The organism is Novosphingobium sp., from assembly GCF_030696665.1.
In the GTDB taxonomy this organism is placed as follows: domain Bacteria; phylum Pseudomonadota; class Alphaproteobacteria; order Sphingomonadales; family Sphingomonadaceae; genus Novosphingobium.
Map to the genome: position 1 here is coordinate 53,843 of NZ_JAUYRV010000013.1, position 15,250 is coordinate 69,092.

Below are 15,250 nucleotides of genomic sequence, written 5' to 3' on the forward strand. Positions count from 1 at the left end.
GGGCCGGCAACCGCGACGGCTGATCAATTCAGAACTGGAACAGTTCCTTGCGCAGGCCAATGATGTCGCTGCAATCGGCGCTGACGTTGTCACGATAGGCGAAATCGCCTGCGTCCTGCCGCGCGGCGAGGTCCATCATCAGCAGGCGGTAACGCTGCCCGGCCTGATCGAACCTGGAATGCAGATCCTTGCGCGGGGACAGGTCCATGTAACGCGGGCTTTGCGGGTTGGTCATCGAACTGTCCTGCCGCGAAACCTTGTACCCGGCCTTGGGCATGACATGGCGGAACATGGTTCCTGCGTTCGAGGTGTTCATCACCATTTCCATGCGCGTGCGATCGCGCGATTCGGGTGTGCAGGGGTGGAACAGCGGCACATCGTCACCCGGCGAGAAGCGGCCATAGGCGATGGCGCAGTGCGAGCGCAGGTAGATGCGGATGACCTGCCGCACATTCTGCGTGGGCTGGCGGATGCCGCTGAAGAACTTCATGATCGGCGCGACCGATTTGTTCACCAGTGTGCGGACCATCGTGATGGTCTCGCTGTCGTAGTAGACTTCAACTTCCTCGCTATCGGACTTTTCATCGCCCACCACATCGGCATGAAGAAAGTCTGCGTGGGTCAGGTCGATGAGGTTTTCAAGGCTGATCGGGGCCGAGCAATCGAAGCGGATCGTGGCGGTCATGTGCTTGGGCAATCCGCCCTTTGGCGGGAGGAAGGGCAGGCTGGGCAGATGCGCCGGATCGGCGGCTTCGGGACGGCCGAACCAGCCCCAGATCAGACCGTAGTGCTCGATCACCGGATAGCGGCCACGCGCGTCGGTATAGGGGCTTTTGTCCCGCGTGACGATTTCGAGCGGGTGAAATTCCGAGGCGACGACCTTGCCGTCTTCGCGCCAGATGTAGAACGGGTGGGAATAGACCGCGCGGCGTACCGGCGTCTTGCCCACCGCATGATCGTGGGCCAGCGGGAACCATGAATCGCGCATGACCAGATCGTGTGGAACCCAGTTGTTGACTGCGTTCATCGAAGGGCCGGAGGCGCGCTTCGGCGCTGCAGGGGCAGCAGAATCGAAGTGGTCGGTATCGGACGAAGCGGAGCGATCGGCGACTTCAAGCATGGGGATCTCCTGCGAAATTCAGGCGGCTGCCGAAACGGATGAGGGCACAGCGGGCGCTGCGCTGCGAATGTCTTCACGAAGCTTGTTGGCAAGGTGTGACGCCGATGGGATCAGCACGCGCAGTGCTGCGGCATCGACCGTTTCGCGTACCGCAAACGATCCCTTGTGACGCAGCCCAACGGCATGGCTGCCCTTCAATTCATCGCCAATGCAAGCACGCCAGCGCACTTGCGTGACGCCACGCGCCGCGGGAACCGGCGCCACTTGCGCGGTCAGCAGAGTGCGAAAACTGTCATCGCGCAAAACCGCTTCGGTTTCGCCCGTTTCGGGATCTGTGCGCGTGATCAAGGTGATCGGGAATTCGGCCGTGGCATAGGATGGCCAATGCAGTTTGCCCCATTGGCAAAACCGCTCCATCACCAGCAGGCCGTTTTCCTCGCGCAGGTCAGACATCAAATAGGGCGTGAACTGCACAGACCGGATGTCCAGGACAAGGCCAGGATCGTCAAACAGGGCGCTGATCCACTGGTCGTGGCCAAGCGCGACGTGGGCGGTGCCGCCCAGCGGCATGTCGTGGCGGACAGCGGGCGGGGCCAGCAAGGTCTTCTGGTCCAAGTTGACCGAGACGAAACCGCCGTTTTCCGACACAGCGAAGGCCGCAGCCTTGTACACCGGCGGAAACTTCTGTTCGTCCTTCATATTCGGAATGTCTTTGAGTCGGCCGGTTTCACCGTCATAGCTCCAGCCATGATAGCCGCACTGAATCCAGCCATTGTCTCGCACGCAACCACGCGAAAGCGGCGCGCGCCGGTGGGGGCAGCGATCTTCCAGCGCGCGGGCAATGCCTTGAGCATCGCGCCACAGCACTACCGGCTGATCGGCTACATCGACCGCCAACGGCTTGGTCGAGGTGACCTCCTCGCTCAGCGCAACTTTCCACCAGGGACTCGCCATATTTTCTACACCACTCTCCACAAGCGAACATCAAATTGACACACGACAATTTAAATGTCAACACGTCTGACATGACCAAATCCGATCCTGCGGACGCGCCCGGCGCACGGCGGCGGGGCAGGCCTCCTGCTGATGCTGCCAGCGCTGTGCCGGAAGAGCGGGTGCTCCACCTGGCCTTTGAAAGCTTTGCCGAATCCGGGTACGAAGGCACCACGGTGCGCGATCTGGCCAAGCGGCTGGGGGTCAGCCATAATCTGCTGAATGTGCGGTTCGGGTCCAAGGCAGATCTGTGGCGCAAGGCGGTGGACTGGCGCGTGGCAAAATTCGGCCAACCGGTGTTTTCGGTATTCGACCGCACCGATCTTGACCCTGAAAGCAGGTTGCGCCTGCTGGTTCACCGGTTTTGCGGATGGGCGGCGGAAAATCCCAGCTTCATCAGCATCAGTCACGCCGAAGGACGGCGCAGCACGTGGCGGCTCGATTATCTTGTCGGCCTGTACATCCAGCCCTTCAAACTGAGCCTTGATGCGCTGTTTGCCGAGGTTCTCGCCACACGCCCGATGCGTACTATTTCCTCGTCGGCGTTCATGGCGGTGCTGGTGCAGGGCGTAGGGTTCTATTTCGCCTCGGTGCCGATGCTCGAAGCGCTCGGCGTGGGTGAGGAAGCGAATCCGGAGGCTGTGCCGCAGCGCGTTGCCGAATTTGCCGATACGCTGCTGGCCGGGCTGCTTGGCCCGGCCGCGCAGGTTTCGGCTCTTCAGGCGGATGTCTTGCCGGTCACTTGATGGTCCGCAGGATGCGCTTGGCAGCGATCTTGCCCGGCAGGCCGGAAATGCCGCCGCCCGGATGCGCGCCCGCGCCGCCGATATAAAGACCGGGCACCGCCGGCTTCGGCCCGCCGAATCCCGTCGCCGGACGGTTCTGTCCGGCGCGCAGCGATCCGAAATCGATGTGCGTGACGCAGCCGTTGGTGGCGTTCAGGCGCTTTTCCCGGTCGCGCGCGGTTTCCACAAAGCGGCCCACTTCGGAATCAAACCCGTCGTAGAATTCCGACATCTGCGCGATCAGGTCACGCATCGTGCGGTCCTTGATCTCCTGCGACCATCCTTCGCGCGCATCGACGGCCATTGCTGGCACATAGATATAGGCAAGGCCGCCACCCGGCGTTGCCTGTGACGGGTCGGAATTGGACAGCGGCGTAACCGATACCGCATGCTCCTTGGGAATATCCCCGCGCCGGGCGGCCGCAAAGCTTTCGCGGACCTGTTCGGGCGTGCCGATATAGCCGACGGCCTTGTTCAGGTCCGCCCCGTCGTGCCGCAAATCCTGATGGCGCTTGAGCGTGAGCGGTTTCGACATCGCGATATTGGCAAGGAACGGCGCAGCATTCGAACGGTTCGACGGCGCGTGCTTGATCCGTTCTAGCAGGCGGCGGTCGACCTTGCCGGGCGTGGTCATGGCAAAGGCGGTGCGCGGATCGCAGCTGGCGATGACTGCCTTGGCCTTGATCACCCGGCCATCTTCCAGCCGCACGCCGCGCGCCGCGCCATCGTCGATGATGATTTCGGCCACCGGCGCGTTGAGCATGATCTTGGCACCCGATGCTTCGATGCTGCTGGCCATTGCATTGGCAAAGCTTTGCAGGCTGCCAATGGGTTTGCCTGTGCCCAACCGGTGCAATGCTGCAAGGATCATGTAAGCAGCGCCGTTGCCGTCATCGTCCACCGGGCCTGCGCCTGCGGCGGTGTTGGTCAGCAGCGCAATGTTGGCGGGGTGTTGAAACCATTCGCTCGCGATCTGGTCGGCGGTGCCCGCTGCAAGGATCTGCAATTCGTTCTTGAGGCGGGCATTGCGGATCAGGCTGAGACCCAGTTTGCCCGCGTTCTTCAGGTCAGGGCGGCCCGGTTCGGCCTTCATGATCGGGAAGCCAATGTCCATCAGCGCGTTGAGCAGTTCAAGAAACTTGAGGTAGTTCTTGCCATCCTGCTTGTTCAGCCGGCTCATGTCGTCGGCAGTGCGCTGCGGATCGCGGAACAGGCACACGCTGGCACCCGATGGATCGAGATAGGCATACGTCGGGTCGGGGTCTACCCAGCGCAACCCGTGCTTTTCAAGCTCCAGTTCCTCGATCAACCCGCTGCCGCGCACGAACAGCAATTCGACGGCGCAAGGGGTGACAAGATGGCTTGGTGCTTCGGGGATCATGTAGCCCGAACTGGTCATGCCGCCGACTTTCGCCATCCGCTCGACCACGATCACGCTCTTTCCGGCACGGCTAAGATAGCCCGCTGCGGCCATGCCGTTGTGCCCTGCGCCAACGATGACGACATCTGCTTCCTCGGTCACTTAAAGCCCTCCATTCGGCAGAATGCGGACATGCGCAAACCAGCCGTTGCCGCATCATGGCGACAGTCGGTTTTTCGGCGCTCCTTCCGGAAGACAGGTCATGGCACGGGCAAGCCATCGTCTTGGGGAAGGGAATTGACAGGAGAAGAATGGAAATGTCGGTCAAGCTGGACGCAAAGACGGTCCACGATCGGTTGACTGCGTGGCTGGGCCATATCAAACCTTCGTGGCAGGGGCTGACCGTCGCGCCTATGGACGTTGTGTTGGGGTCCGGCTTTTCGGCCGAGATCTTCTTCGTCGATGTCGATTACACCGAGGAGGGCCAGCACCATCACCGCACGCTGGTGGTGCGCCGCCAGCCACAGACGTTTGAAGTGGTGTTCGAAAGCGATCTGAAGCTTCAGGCCAATATGATGGCCGCGCTTGATGCGCGGGGCGATCTGCCGGTACCGCCGTGGGTGGGCAAGGAAGACGACCCGTCGATCCTTGGCGCGCCGTTTCTGGTGATGGGCCGGGTAGACGGGCAGGCAGCAACGCAGCGCCCGAACTACAACCTCGAAGGCTGGTTGACGCAGCGCAGCCCTGCTGAACGCATGGTGCATTTCACCAACGCGCTGACCGCACTGGCAAAACTGCACGAGGTTGATTGGCAGGATGGCTTCACTTTCCTGAACCGCCCTGACCGGGGCGCGCCGGGGCTTGAGCAATATCTTGGCTATCTGGTGGATTGGCACGCCGCGCGCGGGCAGGGGCGCAAGCTGCCGATTGTCGATACCGCGATGCAGTGGGTGCTCGAAAACCGCCCCGACAATATTGATACTTGCGTGCTGTGGGGCGATCCGACGCCGTCCAACGTGATGTGGCGGCCCGATGGCAGCGTTGCTGCACTGATCGATTGGGAACTGGCGGCACTTGGCCCGCGCGAACTGGATCTGGCGTGGTGGCTCTATTTCGATGACCTGTTCAGCCGCCGCTTTGGCGTGACCCGCCTAGAAGGCCTGCCGACGCGCGATGAAACCGTGGCGATCTATGAGCAGGCGGCGGGACGGAAAGTCGGCAATCTGGACTACTACGATGTCGTGGTTGCCCTGCGGATGGCATTGGTGGCCGTGGGCGCGTTTGATCGGCAGGTGTCGCTGGGCAATATCGAGGCGACCAACACGTCTGCCGACAACAACCTGATGACGTTGTATATTGCCGAGAAGCTCGGGCTGCCACTGCCCGAGCTGGGGAGTGACTTCCGTGATTTCATGCGCAACCTGACGCCGGTGGAAGAAGCGGCGGACTAAAGCTGGTTGCTGCCAGCTTCCGCAAACAGACGCTGGAAGTCGACCATGCTGGCCTGATGCGCGGTGAATCCGCCATCAACCGGGATCAGCGCGCCATTGATAAAGCGGGATTCGTCCGACGCCAGAAACGCGACGACGTTGGCAATGTCGCGCGGGCTGCCAAGTTCAGGGTTGAGGTGGTGCGCCAGCAGCACATCCTTGACCACCTGCGGGGTGGATTCGATCGCGTTTTCGCTCAGCACAAAGCCAATGGCGATCACGTTCGACCGCACACCCTGTTTGCCGTACTGGGTAGCTATAAACCGGCCAAGGTTGATCAAGGCCGCCTTGGACGCGCCATAGGCCGTCAGCGTCATTTCACCCAGCAGGCCGAAGCCCGAGGCCGAATGGATGATCGACCCGCCGCCGCCCGCGATCATCGTGGGCAGGACGTGCTTGCACAATAGCATAGGCCCGCGTGCGTTCACCGCGAAGGCCTTGTCCCACGCATCGGCTGGCAGGTTGATCACGTCGAGATCGCGCGCGCGCTGTTCGTTGGTCTGAAATGCGGCGTTATTGTGGACTATGTCGATCCGGCCGTGGCGCGCCGCAATTTCACCAACCGCGCGGGCGATGTCATCCTCGTCGGTCAGGTCGAACACCGATGCTTCGGCGCGGAAGCCTTGCGTGCGCAGGGCGGCAGCGGTTTCTTCCACGCGGTCGGCCATGATATCGTTGAGGATCACCGTTGCGCCGCGCGTCCCCAGCACGGCGGCAACTTCGGCACCGATTCCTTGCCCCGCACCAGTGACAATGGCGACGCGGTCGGCGAGGGGCTTGGTCATGTTTCTCTCCTGAACTCTTGCGGCTCACAGAGAATGTGTCAGGCAAACCCGGCACCTATAAAGCGATAGGCTCGCTTGTGCGCAAAGCGATGAAAGTCTGGCGCCATAAAATTGCGAAAAGAGAGATGAATATGGGCGGACTGGACGGAAAAGTGGCGATCGTGACCGGGGCCGGTTCAGGCATCGGTGCCGAGATCGCGCATGAACTGGCGCGGCAGGGTGCCAGGGTTCTTGTCTGTGCCAGCCGCGCAGAAAGCGCAGCGGGCACCACGCAATCGATACGCGACGCAGGCGGACAAGTTGCCTCGGCGTTCGGTGATCTGGCCGATCCGGCAACCGCCCAAGTGCTGGTCGATGCCGCCATCGCAGCGTTCGGCGGGGTCGACATCCTGATCAACAACGCAGCCGTGACCGATGCCGCCACCCTTGCCAAGGACGCCAACATTGCCGATATGGACGCGGCCACGTGGGAGCGCACACTGCGGGTCAATACGATTGCGCCAGCGCTGCTGTGCAAGGCAGCGATCCCGCACATGATCGCGCGCGGCGGCGGATCGATAGTCATGGTGGCATCAGGGCGCGGCGTGCAGGGCGATCTGGGAATGCCGGCCTATGGCGCATCCAAGGCGGCGCTGATCAACCTCGCACTCAATGTCGCCACGCAGTACGGCAAGCAGGGCATTCGCGCCAATTCAGTGGTCGTGGGTATGGTAATGACCCCGCCGCTGGCGGCCTCGATCAGCCCAGAAATGATCGAGCTGTTCACCGCGCATCACCTGACGCCCTACGTTGCCGATCCCCAGGATATTGCCGGGCCGGTTGCGTTCCTTGTGTCCGACACTGCGCGGTTCATCACCGGCGCAACGCTTGCGGTTGACGGCGGGATGACGTCGCACGCAGCGCCGTTTGCCGATGTGATGAAGCTTTCATCGGCAGGGATGCTGAAGCAGGATTGATGCAAGGGCGGGACGCTGGTGAATTCAGCGTCCCGCCTCGAATTCCGCAAGATAGTGCGCCAACCGGCTCACCAGAAAATCGGGCAGCGCGGCAGGCGCGCCCGTGTCCTTGTCATTGCCGTAGTTGCGGACTGACAGGATCAGGATTTTCAGCGCGGCCACCGCCATGTAGTAGCTGAAATGTGGCATTCGCCGGCCATATATCCGCTCGAATCCCGCCACCGCTTCGGCCCCGCGCGGCAATCCGTCGATGCGCGGCACGCCAAAGTTTTCGCTGAACACCTCGTCAAGATAGACCCAATGCGCCAAATCGACTTCAGGAGGGCCGAGCGTCGCCACCTCGAAATCGAACAGTGAGGCGACTTCCACGTTCTGCGTATGGTACATCGTATTCCCCAGCCGCGCATCGTTCCATACCAGCCCGGACTGCATCGCAATCGGAGCATGCGCCTTCAGCGTGGCCAGCGCTTGGGTGATGACCGGGAACGACTGGCCATTACGCGCCCAGTCGAACCACTTTCCTACGAACCGGTCGAGGTAGAACACTGCGTCGGGTGCCCTGCGTGTGCCGTCGGCCAGAAACGAAAAGCAACGCCAGTCGATCCGGTGCAGCCGCGCCATTTCCTCAATGCCGTTCCACCAGCAGCGCGTGCGATCGGCTGTGGAAAGCTCGGCCACCCAGCCTTCCTGATGGTAGCTCGGGAAATCTGGCGGAACCCGCCCGTCGATCCGATCCATCAGGAAAAACGGCGCGCCCAGTACTGTTGGATCGCTTTCCGCGAAGTCGATATTGGGCACCTTTACCGATGAATTGGCGGCAATGGCCCGCATCACGCGGTATTGATGGAACACGTCTGACAGCATTGGCACGGCGACATCACGCTGGATCCGGGCAACGAGGCGGCGCTCTATGGGCTTGTCCTCTTCCTTCCAGCGCGCGGTGAACAGGATGGTCCTGCTGGAAAAGCCCTGCGCCGGTTCCACCGCATCGGTAATGGTGACCAGAGGCGCTCCGGGCAGCTGCGCCGAAAGCCAGGGACCAAGGCGCTGTGCAGTATCGTCTGTGCGGATGGTAGGGTTTGCCTCGGTCATAGCTTAGCCCAGCACAATCCGGCCTTGGGCATCCATCGCACCGTTCAGCTTCGCTGCAATCGTGCGTTCAGCCACCACGCCAAGGATGGCGTCATAGTGCGGCTCGCCCGGGTTCAGGATCTGCGGCCGTCCGCTGCTGCCCAGATAGACCGGCACGATCTGCACCCCGGTGATCGCGCCGTCGGTGATCGTCACCGATGCGCCAAGGCCCCGGCTGGTTTCATCGAGCAGCGGCGCTGAAATGCCCGAGGGTGTCTCATCGCGCGACCACGGCGAGATCATCGCGAACTTGCCCATGCAATACAGGATTGCCTTGCCACGATAGACTTCGAAACCCTTGATCGGTAGCGGTCCCTGGCTGACGATCAGGTCAACGCCCGCGTCAATCATGGCCCGCGCAGCCTCGCGCTGATAGTCCGCGATGGCGGATTCGTGCTCCAGAATGCCCCAATGGCAGCTCAACACCACCACATCGACCTGTGCCTTCAATGCGGTGATGCTTTCGATCATCGCGGCCAGATCATCGCGATTGATCAGCGTGCGCGTGTCCGGCTCCACCCCCCAATCGTGCCAGCTGTTGTTTTCGGCATATGTGTGTCGGCGAAGTGGCACGATTCCCGGCGTGCGGCGTCCGGCATGCGCTCCGGGCAGGAAGCTTGATGTGCAGGCCAGGAACCCGATCTTGTGATCGCCCCGTTCGACAATGGCAGGTTGGCGCGCGGTAGCGATGGTGTCACCGCCGCCGACAGGGGCAATACCCGATTCCTCCAGCAGCGCGATGGTGCGCAGGAACGCGCGATAGCCACCGTGCATGGTGTGGTTGTTGGCCACGGACATGACGTCGAACCCCGCCGCGCCCATCATCGCGATGCTTTCAGGCGCGCCCGGCGCGAACAGATCGCCAAGGTCGAAATCATCGTTGATGTGCGCTTCGACCGGGTGGGTATCGCCCGCCTCCTCGGCATAGGGCCATTCGCAATTGCCGAACGTCACGTCAGCGGCTGTCAGCACCGGCGTCACTGCCGTGAACAGATCGGCCGGCGGTTCGCGGGTCATCAGTTGCAGGTCACCCACGGCAAACAGGCTCAAAGTTCCGCTGGCCATCGCGCTATTCCTTTCGATCTAGCGGCAATGCTGCCGCGCGCGATTGTCGGCGGCCCCTATCGACTGGCCGGTTGCCCACATGCGCGACGCATTATTGCTTGGTCGGACAAAAACGTGAGGGACAGGATATGGCCGGACGCTTTGCAGGGAAGGTTGCGCTGGTCACCGCAGGCGCGGACGGGATCGGTGCCGCCACCGCACTCGCCTTTGCCAGCGAGGGTGCCAGCGTTGTTTTGGCGGACATCAACGATGCGCTGGGCGAAGAACGGGCGGAAGCCTTGCGCGCCGAAGGTTTTCAGGCGCGCTACATCCACGCCGACGCAACCGACGAAGCGCAAGTGGCTGCGCTGGTCCGCTACACCGTCGAACAGTTCGGCGGATTGCATCTGGCTGCCAATGTCGTGGGCGATGCCCACCCCGATTCAGCAGGGCCTGACTTTCACAACCAGCCCGTTGAGGCGTTCGATCACACGATCACCATGTGCCTGCGCACCACGTTCCTTTGCATGAAGCACGAGATCGCGCACATGGTCGAAAATGGCGGCGGCGCGATCTGCAATGTGACGTCGCTTGCGGGCATGATCTACAACGGCTTTGGCGGGGCCGGCTATGGCGCGGGCAAGGCGGCTGTAATCCGGCTGACCAAGTTTGCCGCGGTCAGCTATGCTGATCGCGGCATCCGCGTGAACTGCATTGCGCCCGGCGTCACGCCCACCCGCGCCTATTACAAGTTTGGGGATGATTACGCCAAGGTTCTGATCGGCGAACAAGTGGTGTTCCAGCCGATAAAGCGCGCCATCGGTTGCGATGAGCAGGCGGCTGGGATCGTTTGGCTGTGTTCGGACGATGCCGCAATGGTCACGGGCCACAACCTGCCGATTGACGGCGGATGGACTGCAAAATGAGGAGTTCTGCGATGCTTCGCGATGGCCTTCATCAGCGCACCTGCCCCTTGTGCGAAGGGATGTGCGGCGTCACCGTGGCGGTCGAAGGCGGGAAGGTGGCCACCGTCCGCCCCAATCGGCAGGATGTTTGGAGCCTTGGGCACATTTGCCCCAAAGGCACCACGCTGGGCGCACTCCATGACGATCCCGACCGGCTTCGCACGGCAATGGTGCGCGATGGTAGCGAATGGAAATCGGCCTCATGGGACGCAGCGCTGGAGCGGTTGGAGGAACTGGCGCAAGGCGTGCGCGATCGCCACGGCCCGCATGCCTTTGCGGCCTATGGCGGCAACATGGCGGGCAAGGACGCCACGTTATCGCGCTATTCGGGGTTGATGCTGGCCACTTCGGGCATCCAGCAAGTCTATTCGTCGGGCACGGTCGATCAGCACCCGAAGAACCTTTCGGCGATGCTGATGTTCGGCAACGAATGGAAAATACCCATTCCCGACCTCGACAATACCGATCTGTTCGTGATTTTCGGCGGCAATCCGGCGGCGTCGAAGGGCAGCATCTTTTCGCACCGCGACGTGATGGGCGCGATGCGCGATCTGCGCGCGCGGGGTGGCCGGGTTATCGTGATCGATCCGGTGCGCACCAGAACCGCGCAGGCGGCGGACCAGTGGATCGGCCTCAAGCCCGGAACCGACGCGGCGTTCATGTTGGGCGTGGCCCATGTTCTGTTTGCCCGCGATATGGTGCGGCTGCGCCATCTGGACGGTCTGATCGAAGGGCTTGGGCCTTTGCGCGAAGTCGCAGTCGGGTTCAGCCCGCAGGCCGTTGCGCCGTTTTGCGGGATTGAAGCGGCAGTTATCGAAGGCCTTGCCGACGAACTGATCCGCACCGACCGTTCGGCGATCTATGGCCGCATCGGCACTTGCACGCAAAGCTTCGGCACGCTGGCATCGTGGATGATCGATGTGCTGGCGATCCTGACCGGCAATCTCGATAGGCGGGGCGGCAGCATGTGGAGCCGCCCGGTTGCATCGCTGGTCGATATGCTGGCAACGCTGCCTGATGGGATGCCGGTGGTCATGGGCAAAAGCCGGGTGCGCGGCGTGCCGGCGGTGCTCGGGCAGTTTCCCGCATCGTGCATGGCCGAGGAAATCGCCACGCCCGGCCCCGGACAGATCAAGGGGCTGGTGACTTTCGCCGCCAATCCCGCACTCAGCGCGCCGGATTCCGGCAAGCTGGCGCAGGCGCTGCCGTTGCTGGAATGCATGGTCAGCCTTGATAACTATATCAACGAAACCACGCGCCACGCTCATGTCATCCTGCCCAGCCCGTCTTTCCTTGAAAGCGCGCATTACGACATGTGGTCCTGGATTTTCTGTCTGACCAGCGGTGGCCACTATTCGCCCGCCATATTTCCGCTGACCGACCGGCCCGAGCACTGGCGCATCGTCGCTCGCGTCGGCGCGATCATCGGCGGTATGCCGGATGCGGATATCGATGCGATGGACGACGGCTATTTCCGTGCTCTGGCAACGGGTCGTGGGATTGATGCCGAAACCGCTATTTCCGCGCTGCCCGGACGCGGCCCGGCGCGCATTCTCGACCTTGCCATCCGCGCGGGGCCTTTCGGCGACAGGTTCGGTGCTGTCGAGGGCGGGCTGACACTTGCCAGCTTTGAAGGCAAGTCCGACGGCGTGATCATCGGCCCTGCCATTCCGCGCGCACACGAAGGCTTTGCAACCGCTTCAGGCAGGATCGAAATTGCTCCGGCACTGATCTTGTCGGACATTCCCCGGCTTAAACAAGCGATGGCCGCTGCCGATCCCGCGCTCGTGCTGGTCAGTCGCCGCCATCTGCGCTCGATGAACAGCTGGATGCACAATGTGGATACGCTTGTGAAGGGCAAGGACCGCTGCACACTGCAGATGCACAGCATCGATGCATTGGCGCGCGGGCTGACGGGCGGCGATCTGGTCGCGGTAACGTCAGCGTCGGGCACGATCGAAGTGCCGGTTGAGATCGACGACGATATCCGTCCCGGCGTCGTCTCGATGCCGCATGGCTGGGGCCATGCCGATCCGCAGACACGGATGGCGGTGGCACAGGCGCACCCCGGTACGAATACCAATGTCCTCAGCCCGGGCATGCTCGTCGATGCTATTTCCGGCAATGCCGTGCTCAACGGGATCCCGGTCGAAGTCTGTAAGGCTACCACACAAGTCAGCGAACACATTGGAGAGATCGCATGAACAAATTGCTGGTGGGATTTTCCGGCCTGATCGGCATATCGCTGATCGCGTTTGGCTTCTACGCAATCTACGCCACCACCACCGTAACCGCCATGACCGGCCTTGCGCCCCAGGGCGTTGCTGGCCTGAACGAGGCAAGGTCGATCTACGCCGGGTCGTTCTGGGCGATGGGCGGGCTGATCCTTTATGCACTCGCCAATGCCCGCGTCCGGCAGACCGTGCTGATGGCCGTAGGCGTGATCTTCGCTGGCTTCGTCGCAGGCCGCATCGTGTCGATCGCGATGGACGGATACGATCCGTTGCTGACCGCATCGATCGTCTCGGAAGTTGTCGCGGCGATCATCCTGATTGCTGCGAGCCGCGCGCCTGCCCATGCTTGAAAGCTCTGATCAGCTGTAAAACTCTTCGGATGACATTATTGTCATTTCATCGTAGGGGAACCTGACGACCGGAGAGAGAACGCCATGCAATCGAACGCTGATTTTGTTACCCGCGCCACCGTATCGTGCACTGCCAACCCGGTACCGGTAGCTACATCGCTGGTCCCGCTGCTGTCTGCCCATGCCGAGGCATGTGAACGCGAAGGCCGAATTCAGCCCCCGGTTATGGCCGCGTTGCGTGACGCCGGTCTGTTCCACATCACCGCGCCACAACGTGCTGGCGGACCTGGCGGCACGCTGCTCACTCACGTCGAAACGGTGGCGCAACTGGCGCAAGGTTGCGTCGGAACGGCGTGGGCCTATTGCCTGCTGTCGGGCGTCACCGGCACCGTACTCGGCTTTCCAGCGGCGGTTACCGACATCGTGTTCCGCACCGGCAATGAACTGCTGTGCAGCGCTTCTGCCCCGACTGCCAAGGCAACACCGGTGCCGGGCGGCTACCGCGTGACCGGAAAATGGGGCTATGGTTCGGGTTGCTGCCACGCAGACTGGGTGTTGAACGGCGTCATGCTGTTGGATGCAGCAGGCGCGGTCAGTGAAATGGCGATGGCATTCATCGACTTGCGCGATCCCGCCTGTGCGATTCTTGACGACTGGCAAGTGGCGGGGATGGCCGGATCGGGCAGCAACACCATCGTGGCGGACGATCTGTTCGTGCCCGAAGCCCTGATCCTGCACACGGCGCAGACGCCGCCTGCCGAAGTGTTGCTGACCATCCCCGGCCTCGAGCCGCGCGATCTTTGGCCGATGGAATCGCTGTTTCCGCTTGGCGTGCTGCCTCCGATGCTCGGCGCTGCCACCGCGATCCTGCACGCAGTCGTGCGCTCGGCGGGCGTTCGGCCCGTGGTCGGCTGGACTTATGGGACGCAGGCTTCGTCAGAGACGCTTAGCGCAATGATCGGGCAATCGGCGCTGGAAATCGATTCGGCTTGGATGCACATTCGCCGCGCTGTGGGTATGATGGACGATACCGCCAATCAACGCGCGCTGACCGGCTTCGACAAGGCGCAGATTCAGGCTGATTGCGGTTTTGCGATGGGCTTGCTCCGCACCGCCGGAAACCGCCTGCTCGACGTGGCGGGGCCGGGCGCTTTTGCGCTCAACAATCCGCTCCAGCGGTTCTGGCGCGACCTTAATGTCGGCAGCCGCCACAATGCGCTGAGCAGCCACCTGTCGACCGAACTCTATGGCCGCGCGCTTACGGGCCAGCCTTCAAATCTGCGGCTATTGCCCGATATCAGCCCTGTTCCGGCGTGGGCCAGCGCGGCGTGACAACCGGTTCATTACAAGGCCCCGCAAACGGGCGTCTGCGCGTGGCCGCCGAACGCCGGGATCGCATGCGGGTGCGGCTGCTTGAAACGGTGCTCGAACTCTATCAGCCGGGCCGCGATAGCGCCGCGCTGGTGATCGATGATGTGATCCGTGCAGCCGGTGTTTCGCGCGGCACGTTCTACAAGTATTTCACTTCGATCGAGCAGGCGGTCGATGCTTTGGGAGAGAGCCTTGCGGGTGGCATGGTCGCCGATTTCCGAGCTTTGTTCGCGGCAGAACCCGATCCGGCGGTGCTGGCTATCGGTGGCTCGGCGATGACCATGCTGCGGGCGTGGCACGATCCGCGCTGGGGCGGGTTCACATGTCGCGTGGATTATGTCGATTACTTCGCCCGGGCCAGCGCGCTGGACACGCTGGTCCGCGATGCCTTGTGCGCCGCGCGCGATAGCGGTCAGATGCGCTTTGGTTCGCTTGATGTCGCGGTGGATCTGATCGTGGGGATGACCGTCGAGGCGCGCCGCCGCCTTCTCCGCGCGCCAGAAGCGCCGCGTGCCTATATTGACGAGATGCTGGCCTGCACATTCGCCGGGTTGGGAATGAATCCCGCGGTGTTCGCGCTGGCCAGAAATGCTGCCTTCGCCCGCATTTCGGAAGGTGTGGATAGCCTGTGCTGGTGGTCTACCGACATCGCTGCGTGAAGCGCGG

General features: G+C 62.4%; 14 protein-coding genes. 8 read left to right on the plus strand and 6 right to left on the minus strand.

The window, feature by feature from the left end:
* Nucleotides 1-28 precede the first annotated feature (28 nt).
* Together Q8R81_RS02790 and Q8R81_RS02795 are read right to left on the minus strand one after the other, a co-directional pair.
* Complete coding sequence (locus tag Q8R81_RS02790; RefSeq protein ID WP_305615918.1) at nucleotides 29-1,120, minus strand: oxygenase; 1,092 nt, start codon at nucleotides 1,118-1,120, stop codon at nucleotides 29-31.
* Nucleotides 1,121-1,138: 18 nt separating this feature from the next.
* A complete protein-coding gene (locus Q8R81_RS02795) occupies nucleotides 1,139-2,074 on the minus strand; it encodes a Rieske (2Fe-2S) protein (RefSeq protein WP_305615919.1) in 936 nt (311 codons plus the stop codon).
* A gap of 71 nt (nucleotides 2,075-2,145) precedes the next feature.
* Between Q8R81_RS02795 and Q8R81_RS02800 the strand changes: the two genes are divergently transcribed.
* Nucleotides 2,146-2,859 carry a TetR/AcrR family transcriptional regulator gene (locus Q8R81_RS02800; RefSeq protein ID WP_305615920.1) on the plus strand — a complete coding sequence of 238 codons (714 nt, stop codon included), beginning with the start codon at nucleotides 2,146-2,148 and terminating at the stop codon, nucleotides 2,857-2,859.
* Here the strand turns inward: Q8R81_RS02800 and Q8R81_RS02805 are convergent.
* Nucleotides 2,852-4,420 carry an NAD(P)/FAD-dependent oxidoreductase gene (locus Q8R81_RS02805; RefSeq protein ID WP_305615921.1) on the minus strand — a complete coding sequence of 523 codons (1,569 nt, stop codon included), beginning with the start codon at nucleotides 4,418-4,420 and terminating at the stop codon, nucleotides 2,852-2,854. The two genes, Q8R81_RS02800 and Q8R81_RS02805, sit on opposite strands and share 8 nt — an antisense overlap.
* 155 nt (nucleotides 4,421-4,575) lie before the next feature.
* Here Q8R81_RS02805 and Q8R81_RS02810 point away from each other — a divergent pair, with 155 nt between their 5' ends.
* The gene (locus Q8R81_RS02810) at nucleotides 4,576-5,709 is read left to right on the plus strand and encodes a phosphotransferase family protein (RefSeq protein ID WP_305615922.1); all 1,134 of its coding nucleotides are present in this window, start codon (nucleotides 4,576-4,578) and stop codon (nucleotides 5,707-5,709) included.
* Here Q8R81_RS02810 and Q8R81_RS02815 read toward each other — a convergent pair.
* The gene (locus tag Q8R81_RS02815; protein ID WP_305615923.1) at nucleotides 5,706-6,533 is read right to left on the minus strand and encodes an SDR family NAD(P)-dependent oxidoreductase; all 828 of its coding nucleotides are present in this window, start codon (nucleotides 6,531-6,533) and stop codon (nucleotides 5,706-5,708) included. The genes Q8R81_RS02810 and Q8R81_RS02815 overlap by 4 nt on opposite strands.
* A gap of 125 nt (nucleotides 6,534-6,658) precedes the next feature.
* Here Q8R81_RS02815 and Q8R81_RS02820 point away from each other — a divergent pair, with 125 nt between their 5' ends.
* Nucleotides 6,659-7,489 (plus strand): SDR family NAD(P)-dependent oxidoreductase, encoded by an 831-nt coding sequence (locus Q8R81_RS02820; RefSeq protein ID WP_305615924.1) that lies wholly within the window; start codon nucleotides 6,659-6,661, stop codon nucleotides 7,487-7,489.
* 24 nt (nucleotides 7,490-7,513) lie between these two features.
* On the opposite strand, the gene Q8R81_RS02825 is transcribed toward Q8R81_RS02820, so the two are convergent.
* Nucleotides 7,514-8,581 carry a phosphotransferase family protein gene (locus Q8R81_RS02825; RefSeq protein WP_305615925.1) on the minus strand — a complete coding sequence of 356 codons (1,068 nt, stop codon included), beginning with the start codon at nucleotides 8,579-8,581 and terminating at the stop codon, nucleotides 7,514-7,516.
* A 3-nt stretch (nucleotides 8,582-8,584) separates the two neighbouring features.
* Nucleotides 8,585-9,685: a CapA family protein gene (locus Q8R81_RS02830; RefSeq protein ID WP_305615926.1), complete on the minus strand. Its 1,101-nt coding sequence runs from the start codon at nucleotides 9,683-9,685 to the stop codon at nucleotides 8,585-8,587.
* A gap of 128 nt (nucleotides 9,686-9,813) precedes the next feature.
* Between Q8R81_RS02830 and Q8R81_RS02835 the strand changes: the two genes are divergently transcribed.
* The 5 genes from Q8R81_RS02835 to Q8R81_RS02855 all read left to right on the plus strand — a co-directional run bounded on the left by Q8R81_RS02835 (nucleotide 9,814) and on the right by Q8R81_RS02855 (nucleotide 15,243).
* The gene (locus Q8R81_RS02835; protein ID WP_305615927.1) at nucleotides 9,814-10,590 is read left to right on the plus strand and encodes an SDR family NAD(P)-dependent oxidoreductase; all 777 of its coding nucleotides are present in this window, start codon (nucleotides 9,814-9,816) and stop codon (nucleotides 10,588-10,590) included.
* An 11-nt stretch (nucleotides 10,591-10,601) separates the two neighbouring features.
* On the plus strand, nucleotides 10,602-12,833 hold the full coding sequence (locus Q8R81_RS02840; RefSeq protein WP_305615928.1) for a molybdopterin-dependent oxidoreductase: 2,232 nt from the start codon (nucleotides 10,602-10,604) through the stop codon (nucleotides 12,831-12,833).
* Nucleotides 12,830-13,213: a DUF4345 family protein gene (locus tag Q8R81_RS02845; RefSeq protein WP_305615929.1), complete on the plus strand. Its 384-nt coding sequence runs from the start codon at nucleotides 12,830-12,832 to the stop codon at nucleotides 13,211-13,213. The genes Q8R81_RS02840 and Q8R81_RS02845 overlap by 4 nt, the downstream gene beginning before the upstream one ends.
* Nucleotides 13,214-13,297: 84 nt before the next feature.
* The gene (locus Q8R81_RS02850) at nucleotides 13,298-14,545 is read left to right on the plus strand and encodes an acyl-CoA dehydrogenase family protein (RefSeq protein ID WP_305615930.1); all 1,248 of its coding nucleotides are present in this window, start codon (nucleotides 13,298-13,300) and stop codon (nucleotides 14,543-14,545) included.
* 41 nt (nucleotides 14,546-14,586) lie between these two features.
* Nucleotides 14,587-15,243, plus strand: a complete 657-nt coding sequence (locus Q8R81_RS02855; protein ID WP_305615931.1) for a TetR/AcrR family transcriptional regulator — start codon at nucleotides 14,587-14,589, stop codon at nucleotides 15,241-15,243.
* The last annotated feature ends 7 nt before the right edge of the window (nucleotides 15,244-15,250 follow it).